The organism is Luteibacter sp. HAY1-4A (genome assembly GCF_056755355.1).
This window is the reverse complement of the sequence record NZ_JBNDHZ010000012.1, coordinates 22,355-39,058: the sequence shown is the minus strand read 5'-3', so window position 1 is coordinate 39,058 and position 16,704 is coordinate 22,355. Positions and strand designations below refer to the sequence as shown.

Annotated in this window: 16 protein-coding genes; 11 read left to right on the top strand and 5 right to left on the bottom strand. The window is 66.3% G+C overall.

Annotated features, from left to right (window positions below; all coding sequences use genetic code 11):
• The first annotated feature begins 50 nt into the window (after window positions 1–50).
• Together ACPYOD_RS05765 and ACPYOD_RS05760 are read left to right on the top strand one after the other, a co-directional pair.
• The gene (locus ACPYOD_RS05765; RefSeq protein WP_481300777.1) at window positions 51–353 is read left to right on the top strand and encodes a hypothetical protein; all 303 of its coding nucleotides are present in this window, start codon (window positions 51–53) and stop codon (window positions 351–353) included.
• Between the two features lie 4 nt (window positions 354–357).
• Window positions 358–2,157, top strand: coding sequence for a tetratricopeptide repeat-containing diguanylate cyclase (locus tag ACPYOD_RS05760; protein ID WP_481300776.1), 1,800 nt, complete (start codon window positions 358–360; stop codon window positions 2,155–2,157).
• A 57-nt stretch (window positions 2,158–2,214) separates the two neighbouring features.
• On the opposite strand, the gene ykgO is transcribed toward ACPYOD_RS05760, so the two are convergent.
• From ykgO to ACPYOD_RS05740, 4 genes are all read right to left on the bottom strand, one after another.
• Entirely contained in the window at window positions 2,215–2,340 is a 126-nt protein-coding gene (gene ykgO / locus ACPYOD_RS05755; RefSeq protein ID WP_029213509.1) for a type B 50S ribosomal protein L36, read from the bottom strand.
• A gap of 88 nt (window positions 2,341–2,428) precedes the next feature.
• Complete coding sequence (locus ACPYOD_RS05750) at window positions 2,429–3,343, bottom strand: LysR substrate-binding domain-containing protein (RefSeq protein WP_481300775.1); 915 nt, start codon at window positions 3,341–3,343, stop codon at window positions 2,429–2,431.
• A 329-nt stretch (window positions 3,344–3,672) separates the two neighbouring features.
• A complete protein-coding gene (locus ACPYOD_RS05745) occupies window positions 3,673–4,308 on the bottom strand; it encodes a CoA transferase subunit B (RefSeq protein WP_481300774.1) in 636 nt (211 codons plus the stop codon).
• Window positions 4,309–4,320: 12 nt separating this feature from the next.
• Entirely contained in the window at window positions 4,321–5,040 is a 720-nt protein-coding gene (locus ACPYOD_RS05740) for a CoA transferase subunit A (RefSeq protein WP_481300773.1), read from the bottom strand.
• A gap of 169 nt (window positions 5,041–5,209) precedes the next feature.
• Between ACPYOD_RS05740 and gndA the strand changes: the two genes are divergently transcribed.
• Window positions 5,210–6,622 (top strand): NADP-dependent phosphogluconate dehydrogenase, encoded by a 1,413-nt coding sequence (gndA, locus tag ACPYOD_RS05735; protein WP_481300772.1) that lies wholly within the window; start codon window positions 5,210–5,212, stop codon window positions 6,620–6,622.
• A gap of 196 nt (window positions 6,623–6,818) precedes the next feature.
• On the top strand, window positions 6,819–9,149 hold the full coding sequence (gene gspD / locus ACPYOD_RS05730; protein WP_481300771.1) for a type II secretion system secretin GspD: 2,331 nt from the start codon (window positions 6,819–6,821) through the stop codon (window positions 9,147–9,149).
• 128 nt (window positions 9,150–9,277) lie between these two features.
• Here the strand turns inward: gspD and ACPYOD_RS05725 are convergent, their stop codons facing one another.
• On the bottom strand, window positions 9,278–9,625 hold the full coding sequence (locus tag ACPYOD_RS05725) for a hypothetical protein (RefSeq protein WP_481300770.1): 348 nt from the start codon (window positions 9,623–9,625) through the stop codon (window positions 9,278–9,280).
• A gap of 183 nt (window positions 9,626–9,808) precedes the next feature.
• Here ACPYOD_RS05725 and ACPYOD_RS05720 point away from each other — a divergent pair, with 183 nt between their 5' ends.
• The 7 genes from ACPYOD_RS05720 to ACPYOD_RS05690 all read left to right on the top strand — a co-directional run bounded on the left by ACPYOD_RS05720 (window position 9,809) and on the right by ACPYOD_RS05690 (window position 16,674).
• A complete protein-coding gene (locus tag ACPYOD_RS05720) occupies window positions 9,809–10,498 on the top strand; it encodes an STN domain-containing protein (RefSeq protein ID WP_481300769.1) in 690 nt (229 codons plus the stop codon).
• A gap of 2 nt (window positions 10,499–10,500) precedes the next feature.
• Entirely contained in the window at window positions 10,501–11,037 is a 537-nt protein-coding gene (locus ACPYOD_RS05715; RefSeq protein WP_481300768.1) for an RNA polymerase sigma factor, read from the top strand.
• 5 nt (window positions 11,038–11,042) lie between these two features.
• Window positions 11,043–12,008, top strand: a complete 966-nt coding sequence (locus ACPYOD_RS05710) for a DUF4880 domain-containing protein (RefSeq protein WP_481300767.1) — start codon at window positions 11,043–11,045, stop codon at window positions 12,006–12,008.
• Between the two features lie 137 nt (window positions 12,009–12,145).
• Window positions 12,146–13,756 (top strand): ShlB/FhaC/HecB family hemolysin secretion/activation protein, encoded by a 1,611-nt coding sequence (locus ACPYOD_RS05705; protein WP_481300766.1) that lies wholly within the window; start codon window positions 12,146–12,148, stop codon window positions 13,754–13,756.
• A 39-nt stretch (window positions 13,757–13,795) separates the two neighbouring features.
• The gene (locus ACPYOD_RS05700) at window positions 13,796–15,571 is read left to right on the top strand and encodes a DUF2341 domain-containing protein (RefSeq protein WP_481300765.1); all 1,776 of its coding nucleotides are present in this window, start codon (window positions 13,796–13,798) and stop codon (window positions 15,569–15,571) included.
• A gap of 10 nt (window positions 15,572–15,581) precedes the next feature.
• The gene (locus ACPYOD_RS05695) at window positions 15,582–15,989 is read left to right on the top strand and encodes an ExbD/TolR family protein (RefSeq protein ID WP_481300764.1); all 408 of its coding nucleotides are present in this window, start codon (window positions 15,582–15,584) and stop codon (window positions 15,987–15,989) included.
• Between the two features lie 4 nt (window positions 15,990–15,993).
• Window positions 15,994–16,674, top strand: a complete 681-nt coding sequence (locus ACPYOD_RS05690) for an energy transducer TonB family protein (protein ID WP_481300763.1) — start codon at window positions 15,994–15,996, stop codon at window positions 16,672–16,674.
• The last annotated feature ends 30 nt before the right edge of the window (window positions 16,675–16,704 follow it).

Below are 16,704 nucleotides of genomic sequence, written 5' to 3'. Positions count from 1 at the left end.
GGAGGTGCGCCGCGAGGGTCGGGCAGGCCCCGGCTCAGAGGACGAGGCAGATGGGGAAGGTCATCGAATTCCTTGCGCGCGTCGGCAGCGACGCGTCGCTGCGGCATGCATCCGCGGATGCCGTGCGCACGGCGTTGCTGGAAGCTGGCGTCGACGACGCCGCGCTCGCCGCCGCGTTCTCGACGAATGACGGTGCGGCTCTCCGCGCCTTGCTTGGCCAGCGGGAATACATCAGTTCGCAATTGCCGGCCGATCCCGCAGAAGAGAAGGATCCGAGCGATGGCGAGGACGAGGACACGGACGAACCCGCCGAAATCGTCTCCCGCACCCCATCCGCGGATACTTTCAGCTGAGGCCGTGAAAAAGACCTCGCGCCATGCGCTTTCGTTGCTGGCCACCGTGCTGCTGGTGGTTTGCGCGGGGGTGCGTGCCACCCCCGACGAATCGGGCAATCCCTCGTCGACCCAGGCGATCCTCGACCGCGCCGACGCGATCAAGCTCGGCGATTTCGAAACCTTCGGCCGTCTCGTCGACGACCTCGCGAAGCGGGATGCGAAGCTGACGCCGCTCGAGCACTGGAGGCTGCGTTTCCTCCAGGGATGGCGTTCGACCTGGATCGGCGATTACGAGAACGGGCGGAAAGCCCTGGAAGAGGTAGCGGACAACGCCACCGACAGCGTGTTGCGCTTCCGTGCGACCGCCACGCTGATCAACCTGCTCGGTGTCGGACACCGCTACCAGGAAGCGTTCGTGCGGCTCAACCAGCTGCAGGACCTGATGCCGTCCATTCGCGACAGGAAGGCGCGTTTCCAGGGCCTCGGCGAAGCGTCGCAACTGCTGAGTTCCGCCGGCCAGTTCGAGCAGGCCGAGGCGTACGCACGCGAGATGATGGAGAACCCTCCGCCGGGTCAGACGAATTGCATCGGTGCGCAGCACCTGCTGCGTGCGCAACGCGAGGCGAATCGCCTGAAGGCACTGGACCCGATGTACTTCCGTGCCATCGAGGTCTGCGATGCGACGGGCAACGACGTCTTCTCCGACACCATGCGTGCCGACATCGCCGCGTTCCAGCTGGCGCAGGGCAAGGCAGCGGAGGCAGTGAAACTGTTGACCGAATCGCGCGATGGCTTGCGCGCCCTGAACTATCCGGCCTTGCTCGCGGAATACGACGCCACGCTCGCGCAGGCGTACCTGAAGCTGGGCGATCTTGCCAATGCGCGTCGATTCGGATTGTCCGCCGTGGCGGTTTCGATCAAGGATGAATTCACCGATCCGCGGCGCATGGGGTATTCGGTGCTATACGAGGTGGAGCGTCGGCTCGGCAATGCCGCCGCCGCGCTGGGCTACCACGAGAAGTACATGGAAGCCGACAAGGCCTACCTCAACGACGTGAGCGCGCGCAGCCTCGCGTTCCAGATCGTCGATCAGCAACTCCTGGCCCGGAAAGCCGAGGTCGATGCCCTCAACAAGCAGAACGAGATCCTTCGCCTCACCGGTGCGCTGGACCGGAAGGAAGTCGAGACCGGCCGGCTGTACATCGTGGTGCTGCTGGCCAGCCTGGGTGCGATCGGCTGGCTGCTGCTGTGGTTGCGGCGTTCCCAACTGCGCTTCATGAAGTTGGCGCGGCGCGATGGACTCACGGGCATCTGCAACCGCGAACACTTCGTGGAGCAGGCGCAGCGCGTGCTCGCTTATGGCGCCCGTTCCGATCGCGGTGCCTGCCTGATCCTGTTCGACCTGGACCATTTCAAGGCGGTGAACGACACCTATGGCCACGCGGTCGGCGACGAGGTGCTCAAGCGCGCGGTGGATGTCTGCCGCCGCGCACTGCATGCGTGCGATGTGTTCGGGCGCCTGGGTGGCGAGGAATTCGCGGTGCTGCTGCCCGACTGCAGCCCGGCGCAGGCTCGTGCCCGTGCCGAGCAGCTGCGTCTTTCGATTGCGGCCACATCGGCAACGCAGGCGCGGCCGGACCTGGCGGTTACAGCCAGCTTCGGCATCGCCGGTACGACCCAGTGCGGCTTCGAACTGCACCGGCTGCTCGTGGTAGCCGACGCCGCGCTCTACCGGGCGAAGCGGGCAGGGCGCAATTGCGTGTTCATGGGCGACACGGGAGACATTCCGGATTCGCCTTACCTGACCGAGGCACGCGGGTAGCCGGGACAAAAAAAAGGCCGCTTTCGCGGCCTTTTTCTTCGACACGTCGCAGCTGGATCAGCGCTGACGAGCCTTGAAACGCGGGTTGCTCTTGCAGATCACGAACACTTTGCCGCGACGGCGAACGACTTTGCAGTCACGGTGACGCGACTTCGCGGACTTCAAAGAGGAAAGCACCTTCACGGCCAGCTCCTGAAACTTTAAGGACAAGGAAAAACGGAATTGTAGCGGCGTCTGCCTTCTTACGCAAGCGCCGGTCCCTGTTGATCTTTCAGCCGAGGCCCAGCTTCAAGCGGGCCTCGCGGACGGTGCGGAGGAAGCTGTCCAGGACCGGGGACGTATTGTCCACGCGGGACGCCACGGCGAGCAACAGGTGGGCTTCCGGGTCGTCCACCGGAACGAAGGCCACGCCTTTCAGGTGCACCACGCGCAGTGAGGCCGGAACAAGGGCCACGCCGAGCCCGGCCGCCACGAGAGGGAGCAGGGAAGGGATCTGCTGGGCTTCCTGGCGTATCTGTGGGCGGAATCCGGCCTTGTCGGCGAGGAGCGCGAGCCGGTCATTGAGGGTTGCCGCCTGGGCGCGCGGCGGGGCTACGAAGCGTTCGCCGGCCAGATCGGCCATGCGCAGCACAGGCTGCTTCGCCAGCCGGTGGCCCACCGCCAGGGCGATGACCAGTGGCTCCTGGTCGATCACTTCCACATTGAGCAGGCGGGCGTTCGCCACACCCTCGGGAGGGGCCCGCAGCAGGCCCACGTCGATCTGCCCCGAGAGAATGGCGTCGTATTGGGCGCCGGTGAACATTTCGCCCAGGTGCAGGCTTACGCCAGGCACGGCATGGGAAAAGCGCAAAAGCGTCTCAGGCAGGGCCGGGTGGAACGAGACCGACACGGCATAGGCCAGGCGGAGCTGGCCGGTGAACCCTGCCGCGGCTTCGGTTACCACCGTGCGGGCGCTGTCGGCGCGGGCAAGGATGGCCTTGGCTTCCACCAGGAAAAGCCGGCCCGGCTCGGTGAGAGCCACGCGCCGGCGGTTGCGGTCCAGCAGGCGAACGCCCAAATCGGCCTCGAGCGACTGGATCTGCTGGGACAGCGGTGGCTGGGAAATGTGCAGCCGTTGGGCCGCCTGGGTGAAGCTGAGGGTCTCGGCGACCTCGACGAAGTAGCGCAGCTGGCGGAGGTCGAACATAGTCGGAATTCGAATAAGTGAGTGCCGAAAGATATATTGGCCGGAATTTCCTAGGAAATCTATGATTCGTCTCGACCTACCACCAACCCCTCCCCCTGGGTCGGTAGGTCCCTCGCCCCGCATCGACGCTAACTACCGGCATCCGGCCTACCTCCCCCCCGAGGCCCATGCTGAGGCGTCCTCTGCGGGGCGACTTCTTTTTCCCAGAGCGGAAATCTCGTGTGGCAGCCGATTTTCTTGTGGGAGCCGGCTTTGCCGGCGATCCCGCGGCAGCGGGCATCGCCGCTGAAGCGGCTCCCACAGAGCGCCAGCCCCATGGAAGCCAGCGTTCAGACCTTCGAAGTGAAGTCGCACCCGGTGCCGGCGCGCACCTGCGCCTCGTCCACCCCGGGCGCCAGTTCCACCAGTTCCAAGCCGCCGGCTGCCACGTCGAAGACCGCCAGGTCGGTGATGATGCGGTTCACCACGCCCTTGCCCGTGAGGGGCAGGGTGCACTCGGTGAGGATCTTGGGCGAGCCGTCCTTCGCCATGTGTTCCATGAGCACCACGACGCGCTTCACGCCGGCCACCAGGTCCATGGCGCCGCCCATGCCCTTCACCATCTTGCCGGGCACCATCCAGTTCGCGATGTCGCCCTCGCAGGTGACCTGCATGGCACCGAGGATGGAGATGTCGATATGTCCGCCGCGGATCATCGCGAAGGAATCGGCGCTGGAAAAATACGACGCGCCCGGGCGGGCGGTCACCGTCTGCTTGCCGGCGTTGATCAGGTCGGCGTCCACTTCGTCGTCGGTCGGAAACGGGCCGATGCCGAGCAGGCCGTTTTCCGACTGCAGCCACACGTCGACGCCGTCCGGCAGGTGGTTCGCCACCATCGTCGGCAAGCCGATGCCGAGGTTCACATAGTCGCCGTCGGAGAGTTCCAGGGCGGCGCGCTGCGCCATCTGTTCGCGGGTCCAGGCCATGGTGGGTCTCCTTCAGGCGCGCACGGTGCGCTGTTCGATGCGCTTGGAGGGCGCGGGATTGTGCACGATGCGGTCGACGTAGATGCCCGGCGTGTGGACCTGGTCCGGGTCAAGCTCGCCCACCTCGACCATGATCTCCACCTCGGCGATGCAGACCTTGCCCGCCGTGGCCACCATCGGATTGAAGTTGCGCGCCGTCTTCCGGTAGACCAGGTTGCCCGACGGGTCGGCCTTCCACGCCTTCACCAGTGCCACGTCGGCCACGATGGAGCGTTCCATCACGTACATGTGTCCGTCGAATTCGCGCGTTTCCTTGCCTTCGGCCACCTGGGTGCCGTAACCGGTGCGGGTGAAGAAGGCGGGAATGCCGGCGCCGCCGGCGCGCAGCTTCTCGGCAAGCGTGCCCTGCGGGGTGAATTCCACTTCCAGTTCGCCCGCCAGGAACTGCCGCTCGAACTCCTTGTTCTCGCCCACGTACGACGAAATCATCTTGCGGATCTGGCGGGTGGCCAGCAGCTGGCCCAACCCCACGCCGTCGATGCCGGCATTGTTGGAGACGGCGGTGAGGCCGGTCACGCCCGAATCGCGCAGGGCCTCGATCAGCAGCTCCGGGATGCCGCAGAGGCCGAAGCCGCCGACGGCGACGGTCTGCCCGTCCGCCACGAGGCCGGCCAGTGCCTCGCGGGCGCTGGCGACGCGTTTGTCGCGCGAATGCGACTTCACCTGGTTCATGCGCATCGATTCCATCCGGGCGGTCCCGCCGCCGGTTCGCCCGCCATGATAGCGGAGCCCGGCGAAAGGCTTCGCCGCAGTGCGGGAAAGGTGCAAGAAACCCAGCCTTGTTGGCGCTTTCATCGTGAACGTCGCATCCTCACCTTTCCCCCGCATCGGAGAACCGCCCGTGAGCAAGCAGAAGATCGGCGTCATCGGCATGGCCGTCATGGGGCGCAACCTCGCCTGGAACATCGAAGGCCGCGGTCACGCGGTGTCCATCTTCAACCGCAGCCGGGAGAAGACCGACGAGGTGATGGCCGAGAGCCCGGGCAGGAAGCTGGTGCCTTCGTACACGCTCGAGGACTTCGTCGATTCGCTGGAAAAGCCGCGCCGCATCCTGCTCATGGTGCAGGCGGGCGCCGGCACCGATGCCGTGATCGAGCAGCTGCGCCCCTTGCTGGACAAGGGTGACATCCTGATCGACGGCGGCAACACCTATTACAAGGACACTGTGCGCCGCGGCGACGAACTGGCCGCCGACGGCCTGCACTTCATCGGCACCGGTGTGTCGGGTGGCGAGGAGGGCGCGTTGAAGGGCCCCTCCATCATGCCGGGCGGTCCGCGCGACGCCTACGACCTGGTGGCGCCGATACTCACCGAGATCGCGGCCCGCGCACCCGATGGCGAACCTTGCGTCATCTACATCGGCCCCGGCGGCGCGGGGCACTACGTGAAAATGGTGCACAACGGCATCGAATACGGCGACATGCAGCTGATTGCGGAAAGCTACGCGGTGCTGAAGCACGTGGCGGGGCTGTCCAACGATGAACTCGCCGACGTCTACCGCGAATGGAACGAGGGCGAACTCGACAGCTTCCTGATCGATATCACCTCGAAGATCTTCCGCCGCAAGGACGAGAAGAGCGGCAAGATGCTCGTGGACGTGATCCTCGATCGTGCAGCGCAGAAGGGCACCGGCAAGTGGACGAGCCAGAGCGCGCTGGACCTCGGCGTGCCGCTTACCCTCATCACCGAATCGGTCTTCGCGCGAGTGCTGTCCTCGATGAAGGACGAACGCGTCGCTGCCAGCCGCCAGCTCGCCGGACCGCAGGCGGAAGCCTTCGCGGGCGACCGCAAGGCATTCATCGAATCGGTGCGGCGCGCGCTGTACATGAGCAAGATCATCTCGTACGCCCAGGGTTTCGCGCAGTTGCGCGCCGCGTCGGACGAAAATCGCTGGGACCTCGACTACGGCGGCATCGCCAAGATCTTCCGCGCCGGCTGCATCATCCGGGCGCGCTTCCTGCAGAAGATCACCGACGCCTATCGTAACGACGGTGCGCTGAAGAACCTGCTGCTCGACCCTTATTTCCGCGACGTGGCGCAGTCGTACCAGGCCGCCTTGCGCGAGGTGGTGGGCGAGGCGGTGCGCGTAGGCGTGCCGGTGCCCGGCTTTTCGGCCGCCATCGCCTACTACGACAGCTACCGGGCGGAGACGCTGCCAGCCAACCTCATCCAGGCCCAGCGCGACTTCTTCGGGGCGCATACTTTCGAGCGAGTGGACGAGAAGGGCAGCTTCCACGCGGAATGGGCGCCCTAGGCGCCCCGTCCCTCGTTGCGTGGGTATTTCGGCTGCATTTCAGGGAACTATTAAATTTTGCGATTTGTCGAATCCCGTGAAGCAGGTCAGCCACGGGGTGCTAGCGCTGTAAGGACCCTCCCTTTAGAGTTGGCGGACCGGCAGCAGGCCAGGGGTCGGCGTTCATGCCGTGTCCAACGAGGGAGTACGTTGTTCCATGCCTAGAAGTTCCCTGATCGCCGCTACGGCGCTCGCGGTCGCGCTTGCCGGCTGCACGACGCTGCCGCAGCCGCGCGACGACGGATCGCTGCAACGCGAGGCACTGGCCGGGACGGAAAAGCCCGTTCCGCAGCCGCTGTCGCTTCCCAACTCCAACCCGCCGGTACAACCGGCGGCCGCGCCAGATATCACCACGGGCACGGGCGAATTCGTGAAACCCGTGGGGCTGGCCAAACCCAAGCCGATCGCGGCGGGGGCGGGCACGGTCACCTTCAACTTCGAGAACCAGCCGGTGGAATCGGTGGTCAAGGCGATCCTCGGCGACCTGCTGCACGAGAACTACTCGATCGTGCCGGGGGTGCAGGGCAACGTTTCGTTCTCCACCTCGCAGCCGGTCACCAGCGAACAGGCGCTGCCGATCCTGGAGACGCTGCTGTCCTGGACGGGCAATGCGCTGGTGCAAACCAACGGCCGCTATGTGGTCATGCCCGCCAAGGACGCGGTGGCGGGCAACCTCGTGCCGAGCATCGGGGCCGCGGCACCCCCGGGCGGCCTGCAGGCCCGCCTGTTCCCGCTGCGCTTCATCTCGGCCACCGAGATGCAGAAGCTGATCAAGCCCTTCGCCCGGCCCGATGCCACGCTGCTGGCCGATCCGACGCGCAACGTGCTGGTGATGGCGGGCACGCCCACCGAACTGGACAACTACGAACGAACGGTGAAGACCTTCGACGTCGACTGGCTGCGCGGCATGTCGGTCGGCGTCTTCAGTCTGCAGCGGGCCGAGGTGAAGGAACTCACGCCCACGCTGGACAAGCTGTTCGGCGAGAAGGGCAATACCCCGATGGCGGGGCTGCTGCGCTTCATTCCCATCGAGCGCACGAACTCGCTCGTGGTGATCAGCCCGCAGCCCGCGTACCTGGAAGAGGTGCGCAGCTGGATCGACCGCATCGATCGCGGCGGCGGCAACGAACCGCAGCTGTACGTGTACGACGTGCGCAACGTGCAGGCCTCGGACCTGGCCCAGTACCTTTCCGATATCTACGGCGGTGGCTCCGGCGGCGGGCGTTCCGGCGACAATGGCGGGCGTGTCGGTCCGGGGCTGAGCTCCGGCACGCTCGGCGGCAGCGACAACGACCTGGGCAACCGTGACGGTTCCGGGCTGGGCAGCACCACGGGCGCCTTCGGCAACAGTTCGTCGTCGGGTTCCAGCCTGCTGAACACCACGAACAACAACAACGGCCTCAACGGATCGTCGACGGGAATGAACGGCGGTTCGTCGTTCGGTTCCCTCGGTTCGAACGGCAGCAGCGGCTTCGGCGACGATTCCTCGTCGCGCCGCCAGCACAGTGGTCCCGTCACCACCGACGACGGCGTACGCATCACGTCGGTGGATTCGAACAACCAGCTGATGGTGCGTTGCCGGCCGTCGCAGTGGACGGAGATCGAGCAGGCGATCAAGCGGCTCGACGCGGTGCCGCTGCAGGTGCAGATCGAGACACGCATCCTCGAGGTGGCGTTGACCGGACAGTTCCAGTTCGGCGTGCAGTGGTACCTGGAGGGCCTGGTCGGTGGAACGGACGGGTCCGTCGGTCAACCCGGCAACAAGCAGCAGTGGGCTCTTGGTGATGGAGGCAATAGTTTTCATCAAAATCAGGACGCGTTCTTCTACTCGTTCGTGAACAACAATCTCGCCGTTGCGCTGCGTGCGATGGAAACCAGCGGCAACACGAAGACGCTCTCCGCGCCGTCGCTGGTGGTACTCAACAACCAGAAGGCACATATCCAGGTCGGCGACCAGATTCCCATCACGCAGACCTTCGTGAACACCAACGCCAACACGGACAACACGATCGGCCAGGTGGAGTACAAGGACACGGGCGTGATCCTGAATGTGCGTCCGCGCGTGAATCCGGGCGGCCTGGTGTACCTCAACATCAACCAGGTGGTGAGCGCGCCGGGCCTGAAAGACACCACCACCGGCAACTTCCCGATCCAGCAGCGCGAAGTGGCCACGCAGGTGGCGGTGCAGAGCGGGCAGACGGTACTGCTCGGTGGCCTGATCAAGCAGCAGGAGGGAGTGACCGACACGGGTATTCCCGGATTGAACCGGATCCCCGTCGTCGGCCGGCTGTTCGGTTCCACCTCGCGCAACCGCGACCGCACGGAACTCATCGTGCTGATCACGCCGCGCGTCATCAGCAACGGCAACGAAGCCAAGCAGGTCACGGACGAGTACCAGCAGAAGTTCGAGTCGCTGCGTCCCTACCGGGCCGACGCGAAGCTGGGCAGCGGCGAGCCCACCGTGACGGTGCCGCTCAACAAGCCCTGACTAATGTGGGAGCCGCTTCAGCGGCGATGGTGCTTGCGGCAAGCTTGCCCGCTGCCGCGGGATCGCCGGCATAGCCGGCTCCCACATGTGCCGCGCGGACGCTGGCGTCGCCAGCTCCCACGTGGACCTCAGTGAACCAGCGGGTTCGGGTAGCTCACCTTCGGGCGATACGGCTGCACCGAGATGCCGAAGTTCGGCCCCATGCGATTGCGGAGGCCGCTGGCGTTGTAGAGGCCCAGCGTATTGCTCGGCCGCTGTGACGGGTCGGTCTGCAACGTGGTCGCGGGCGTCGACGGCGGTGCTGTCATCAGGTGCGTGAGGCAGTCATACGACAGCGCGGACGATGAACCGGACGCCGGTTCCACGCACCCCGATTCCGCCGACGCACGGACGGCCGGCAGGTCGACGACCTGCGCGGTGACGGCCACGGATGCCGTCATGAACACGGCTCCCACGATCCCGAATCGGATGTCCATGCGCTTCCTTCCGTAACTCCCGTGTACGGAATACCACGTAAGCGGTTGCATCGGTAAGCAATGCCGGCGATGTCACGGTCCTGTCATTAATCATGTCACCGTCCTGGCACCGTTCCGTCATCCGGCGCGCCTAGCCTTCCCCCGAAGACGAGTTCCCGTACCGCCCACGCGTGAGGAATGAACGTGGCACGCAGCGTGATCGCGCTCGTCGCGTGCATGGTCCTGCTCGCCCCGCCGGAGTGCATGGCGAGGGTGCAGGCCTCCGAAGGACAGCCACAGGGGTCGGAAGGAGCGTATGCGCCGAGGCGCTTCGACATCGAGGCACAAGCACTTGCCACGGCCCTGCGCGCCTTCAGCGAGGCGTCCGGCACGGCCGTGCTCTTCGACGACGCGCTGGTGGCGGACCGGCGGACGCAAGGCATCCACGGCGAGGCGTCCCCGCGCGACGCACTGCGTATCCTCCTTGTCGGCACGGGCCTCGAAGCCCGCTTCTCGTCGATGAACGCCTTTACCGTCACGTTACAGACGGCTCCGGTAGCCGAGGCGAGCCCCGTGCCGGACGCGGAGCAGCGAACGGAAGTCCCCGACACCCGCGAGGCGGGCATCCTGCAAGCAGCCATCGAACGCGCCCTGTGCACCCGTGCCGCGACGCGGCCCGGCTCGTTCCGGCTCGCCATGCAACTGTGGATCGATACGGCCGGTGGCGTGGCGAAGGCCGCGGCACTCGCGCCGTCGGAGAACCCGGCGAGGGACGACGAAGTACTGTCCGCGGTGCGCGCGGTTCGGGTGCCCGGGACTTTTCACCGGTTCAGTCCGGTGACGATCCTGCTCGCGCCGAACGGCGGCCATAACGATCCGTGCAGGGAGGGTTGATCGTGGAAACCACGCTGCTCGGCACCTTCCTCGACAATTACGAAGACTTCCGGCGGCGCCTGCGCCGGCGGCTGCGCTCCGACGACATCGTGGATGACGTGTTGCAGGAGACGTACCTCAAGGTGGTCCCGGCCATGGGGGCCGCGGCAATGCCTGGGAATCCCACTGCATATCTGTTCCGGATGGCGCTGAACCTGGCGGTCGACCATCACCGCGGCTCCGGCCGTCTGATGACCGGGGTGGAGGTGGAGGAGTTGCTGCATGGCGTGGACGCTCCCGCCGATCCGCCCACCGTGCTGGCATCACGCCAGGACCTTGAGGCGCTGGGCGCGGCCCTGGACGCCCTGACCCGGCGCCAGCGCGACATCCTGATGGCGGCTCGCGTGGACGAACTGCCGCATACGGAAATCGCGGCGCGTCACGGCATTTCGGTGCGCATGGTCGGCAAGGAATTGAAGAAAGCACTTGAGACCTGTGCCACAAAAGTGGGACGCCGTTCGATCCAGCGGTTCGGTCCCGGTGCCGGCGATCCGTCTTGAGCGGTATGGGAACGACCAGCACCAAGGAAAGCGAGCGCCAGGCCCGGGCGTGGCTCGTGCACCTGACGTCGGGCACGGCCACGCGCGAGGATGGCGAAGCGTTCCGTCGCTGGTGCCTTTCCGACCCGCGGCACGCGGAAGCGTTCGCGCGCGCACGGCGCATGTGGGAACACTTGGGGCCCGCCATCGCGGAGCACGATCGCGCGGATCGGAGCAGGGCGCCCGTTCCGCGGCACGGCGTGCGCATGGGCCGGCGCGCGTTCCTCGCGGCGGCGGTGAGCGCGTCGGTTGCTGCGATACTGATCGGGCGCCATGGCCTGGACATCGGGTTCGGCAAGGACGACGCGGAGCACCTGTCTACCGCGGTGGGCGAGCAACGCCGCGTCGAGGTCGTTCCCGGCGTCGTCGTCGAAATGAATACGGGCACCGACATTGGCCTGCGCAGGAGCGCCGGCATCGTCACCGGTATGCGTTTGCGCCAGGGTGAGGCGGTGGTGCGCATCGACGCCTCGCGGAACGCGTCGTTTATCGTCCAGGTCGCGGATGCCAGCCTGGCCTCGGCTCCGGGATCCTCGTTCGCCGTGCGCTGCATCGACAGCGAGTCGGCGGTGACCTGCCTCGACGGCAGGACCGTCCTGTCGCGCGGCGGTACGGACACGCTGGTGAAGCCGGCGCAGCTGGTGGCCTTCGACGACCGCGGCATCGCACCCGCGGTAGCGGTGAATCCGGCGACGGCACTGGCATGGCGCGACCGCGTGCTGATCTACGACAACCAGCCGCTGGCCGACGTGGTCGCGGACATCAATCGCTATCGCCCCGGACGCATCGTGATCACCGATCGGGCGCTGGCCGAGCGGCGTGTGCATGCACGCTTCACCCTCGACCAGATGGCCGACGTCGCCACGCTGATCGAGGACGCGTACGGCGCGCATGCGACCCATCTGCCGGGTGGCTGGGTGCTGCTGAGCTGAGTTCCGCCGCGCCGCGCGCCGCGCACTCGGTGAATTTTTTATGACACCGGTTCAGTGCCACCCGTGCCCGTGCGTCTTGTGGGCAAACGGAACAGCAGGGGATCGAGCGTGCAAGCACGAGCAGTATGGGTGAACGCATGAGGCGTCTCGCCGCCCACCGCCGGGCGCGTGCGCTCGCGCTGGCGATATGCCTCGGCCTCGCATCGCATGCGATGGCCCAGGATGCGCCGCCGGCATTCGACGTCAACGAGTATGTCGTCGACGGCAATACCACGCTCCAGCCGCTGGACATCGAGACGGCGGTCTATCCGTTCCTCGGCCCCGGCAAGACGATGGCCGATGTCACGGCGGCGCGGGAAGCGTTGCAGAAGGCCTACCAGGCACACGGCTACCAGTCGGTGGTGGTCGATCTGCCGCAGCAACAGGTGAAGGGCGGCGTCATTCGCTTCCAGGTGACCGAGAACGTCATCGGCCGCGTGCGCGTCGAAGGCGCCACCTACCGCTCGCCCAAGGACATTCGCGACGCTGTGCCCGCCTTGCGCGAAGGGGAGGTTCCCGACTTCCGCCAGGCACAGGAACAGCTGACGGACGTGAACCGCCACAGCGGAGCACAGGTGCTGCCGGTGCTCACGCCCGGCAAGCTGCCGCAGACGATGGACGTGACCCTGAAGGTGACGGATGCCTCGCCGTTGCACGCGAGTCTTGAAGTCAACAACGACCACAGCGTGAACACCCCCGAGCTGCGCACCGTGGCCAGCGTGCGCGACGACAACCTGTTCCAGAAGGGCCATGCCGCCTCGCTCACGTATATCGTGGCGCCGCAGGACCGCAACGCGGCGGAAGTCTGGGCCGGTTCGTACCTGGTTCCCCTCGGCGGCGAATGGAGCCTGCTGGCCTCGGCCTATAAGTCGAACAGCAATGCGAACGCGGTTGGCGGCACCACGGTGCTCGGCAAGGGCAACGCGTTCGGGTTCAGCCTCGTGCGCACCCTTCCGACGCACGGCGAGTATTCGCAGTCGCTCACGATGGGCCTGACGCGCAAGCACTTCGACCAGAACATCAGCCTGGGCAACGAGACCTCGAAGGCGCCCATTACATACATCCCGCTCAACGTGACGTACCAGGGGCAATCGATCGGCGAGCGCTCGGCCAGCACCATCGCGATCGGGGGCACGCTGGGATTCCGTGCCGGCGGCAGCAGCGCTGCGGAATTCGACAACCAGCGCTATAAGGCCAGGGCCAATTTCTTCTATGTGAAGGTCGATGGCGGACACACGCGCACCCTGGACAACGGCTTCGCCCTGGCGGGACGCCTGGGCCTGCAGCTGTCCAACTCGTCCCTGATTTCGAGCGAACAGTACGCCGCCGGTGGCGACAGCACCGTGCGCGGTTACCTCGAAGCGGAACAGACGGCCGACCACGGCGCCATCGGTTCGTTCGAGGTGCGTTCGCCGTCGATCGCCGCGCATCTTGGCGAGTGGGTGAACGACCTGCGCCTGCACGCCTTCGTCGATGCCGCACACCTCGTGCTGATGAATGCGTTGCCCAGCCTGGTCGATCCGGCACGGCCCGAGGCCGGAAGCACGCGCGTGACCAGCTACAACCTGTCCAGCGCGGGACTCGGCACGCGCTTCCAGATTTTCAACGTTGCGACCGGCGCGTTCGAGATCGCCTATCCGTTCAAGGACGGGCAGGCGACGCGGGCGCACGACACGCGTCTTCATTTTTCGCTCAAGGCAGATCTCTGACCGGCAGATCGGACTTTCAGACATTCCAGGGGTATTACCGTGACTCGACTCTTGCTACTGACCTGCTTGCTGCTCCTCGGCTGGGTGCCGTCCGCGTATGCGGATGCCTCGTGGTGGAACCAGGACTTCGCCTTCCGCAAGGCGATTACCGTCGACACGACCGCGAAGGGCGGCAACGTGGCGACTGCGGCCGGACGCGTGCCGCTCCTGGTTCGCCTGCACTCGGGCAACTTCACCTTCGACGGCGTTTCCGAAACCGGTGCGGACGTGCGCTTTGTCGCGTCCGACGACAAGACCGCGCTGAATTACCAGATCGAGAGCTTCGATCCGGTGCTGGGTGTTGCACTGGTCTGGGTTGACGTGCCGCAGATCGCCGCGGACAGCCAGCAGCAGATCTGGATGTACTACGGCAACCCGAAGGCGCAGGGCGGCGAAAAGGCGGGCGCGGTGTTCGACGCCGACTATGCGGCCGTCTACCACTTCGAGGAAGCAGCCGGCACGCCGCCGCACGATGCCACGGCCTATGCCAACAACGCGGTCGGAAACGACATCCTCATTGCCGACGGCATCATCGGCAAGGCGGCGCGCTTCGACGGTTCGAAGATCGTGACGCTCCCGGGTAGCGTGTCGATGAACGTGGCCGAGGGCGGCAGCTTCACCTTCAGCGGCTGGGTCAAGCCGGACCCGATGCCAGCGGGCCGCACGCTGCTGTATGCGCGGCACCAGGGCGAGCAGAAGCTGCTCGTCGGCCTCGACAATGGCGTGCCCTTCGTCCAGGTGAACGACGCTGTCACGCCCGCGGGCGACGCGATCAAGCCGGGTGGCTGGGCGCACCTCGCCGTGACGGCCAGCGGCAACGACATCGCGCTGTACGTGGACGGCCGGCCGTACGCCAAGCTGGACGCGAAACTGCCGGCCATGACCAGCCAGGCCACGCTCGGTGGCGACGCCGCGGGCCAGTCCGATGGCTCCGTGCCCTTTACCGGCATGCTGGACGAGGTGCGGCTCTCGCGCGTTGCGCGCTCCGCGACGCTCATCGCCGTGGACGCGCAGACGCAGGGCGCCGAGTCGAAGCTTCTCATCTATGGCGCGGACGAGAAGCAGTCGGGCGTGGGCTTCGGCTATTTCGGCATCATCGTGAAGTCGGTGACCGCCGACGCCTGGGTCGTGATTGGCATCCTTCTCGTCATGGCCGCTATTTCCTGGCTGGTGATGTGGCAGCGCGCCGCATACGTGAACAAGGTGACCCGGGCGAACGAGGAATTCCTCGACGCGTTCCGCCAGCAAGGCCGCAACATCCTCGCGCTCTCGCGCGATCCCGCCGCGGCGCGCCTCGGCGACGCCTCGCTCTTCCGCCTGTACAAGGTGGGTGCCGCGGAAGTCTGGAGCCGCCGCGACGAGGACGGCCACGACCATATCGCGTCCGAATCCATCGAGGCGATCCGCGCCACCATGGACTCGGTGCTGGTGCGCGAGAACCAGGCTCTCTCCAAGTCGATGGTGCTGCTCACCATCGCCATCTCGGGTGGCCCGTTCCTCGGTCTGCTGGGCACGGTGGTCGGCGTGATGATCACCTTCGCCGCCATCGCGGCGGCGGGCGACGTCAACGTGAACGCCATCGCTCCCGGTATCGCCGCCGCGTTGCTGGCCACGGTGGCCGGCCTGTTCGTCGCGATTCCCGCCTTGTTCGGCTACAACTATCTGTTGATCCGCAACAAGAACGTCACCGCGAACATGCAGGTGTTCGTGGACGAGTTCGTGACGCGACTGGCGGAACAGCAGCGCACCTCCAAGCCTTCCGCTGTCGCGGCCTGAGGACGGGACGATGCGCGCCCAAGACGACGACAAGCCGTACGACGACATCAACATCACGCCGATGCTCGACCTGGCGTACGTGTTGCTCGTGATCGTCATCATCATGACCACGGCGTCCGTGCAGGGCATCAAGGTGAACCTGCCCAAGGCCAGTGCGGCGGTGAGCATGGCCAAGCCGCAGACCAAGGCCATCACCATCGCCGATTCGGGCCAGGTGTTCCTGGACGCCTATCCGGTCACCATCGACGAGCTCGAGCAGCGCCTCCGCGCGCTGAAGGCCATCAATCCGGATTTCCCGGTGGTGGTGAAGGGCGATTCCACGGTCCAGTACCAGAAGGTGATGGACGTGCTGGACCTGTTGCGTCGCGTGGACCTGCCGCAGGTCGGCCTGGTCACCGGCAAGTCGCCGAAGGGATGAGCGCGTGACGACGCAGCCTTTCCATCGCCGACGCCGGCGACGCTGGCCGGGCCCGGTGCTCGGCGGGGCAGCCGTACTGCTGCTTGCCGCGCTGGTCTGGCATTTCGCCGGCAGCAGCGTCGGCGTGCGTCGCGAAGCGCCGCGCATCGCCACCATCACCCCGTTGCCACCGCCGCCCCCGCCCCCGAAAGAGAAGCCTCCGGAACCGAAGAAGGTGGAGGAAGAAATGAAGCCGGTGGAGAAACCCCAGGACATACCGCAGAAGCCGGTCGACGCGCCGAAGCCGAGCAACGACGTCGCGAAGAACGTGACGATCAACGGCGATGCCCAGGCCGGTACCGACGCCTTCAACATCGGCGCGGGCGACGGCGGCGGCATGATGGGCTCGGGCGGCGGGAACGGCACCGGTACCGGCAGCTACAACCAGTACCTCGGCTACGCGATCCAGCAGGCGGTGCAGCGCGACGACCGGGTGAACCGGCTCGTCTTCGACGTGCGCGCGGACGTGTGGCTGGACGCCGAAGGCCGCCTCACGCGCGCCGAACTGGTGGGCTCCAGCGGCAACGAAAAGACCGACGCGGCCCTGATCGACGCCTTGCGCGCCATGCCTCGCATCGAGGTGGCGCCACCGTCGTCGCTGCGCTTCCCCTTGCGCGTCGCCATTCGCGGGAAGCGTCCCGCATGAGCGCCTTGAACACACTACATACCCGGAGAG

Excerpts from the sequence above, each read along its gene's own strand:
- ACPYOD_RS05750 (WP_481300775.1), bottom strand. The coding sequence starts at position 3,343 with ATGTTCGACCTCCGCCAGCTGCGCTACTTCGTCGAGGTCGCCGAGACC.
- ACPYOD_RS05740 (WP_481300773.1), bottom strand. The coding sequence starts at position 5,040 with ATGAACCAGGTGAAGTCGCATTCGCGCGACAAACGCGTCGCCAGCGCC.
- ACPYOD_RS05765 (WP_481300777.1), top strand. The coding sequence starts at position 51 with ATGGGGAAGGTCATCGAATTCCTTGCGCGCGTCGGCAGCGACGCGTCG.
- gspD (WP_481300771.1), top strand. The coding sequence starts at position 6,819 with ATGCCTAGAAGTTCCCTGATCGCCGCTACGGCGCTCGCGGTCGCGCTT.
- ACPYOD_RS05710 (WP_481300767.1), top strand. The coding sequence starts at position 11,043 with ATGGGAACGACCAGCACCAAGGAAAGCGAGCGCCAGGCCCGGGCGTGG.
- ACPYOD_RS05725 (WP_481300770.1), bottom strand. The coding sequence starts at position 9,625 with ATGGACATCCGATTCGGGATCGTGGGAGCCGTGTTCATGACGGCATCC.
- ACPYOD_RS05695 (WP_481300764.1), top strand. The coding sequence starts at position 15,582 with ATGCGCGCCCAAGACGACGACAAGCCGTACGACGACATCAACATCACG.
- ACPYOD_RS05745 (WP_481300774.1), bottom strand. The coding sequence starts at position 4,308 with ATGGCCTGGACCCGCGAACAGATGGCGCAGCGCGCCGCCCTGGAACTC.
- ACPYOD_RS05705 (WP_481300766.1), top strand. The coding sequence starts at position 12,146 with ATGAGGCGTCTCGCCGCCCACCGCCGGGCGCGTGCGCTCGCGCTGGCG.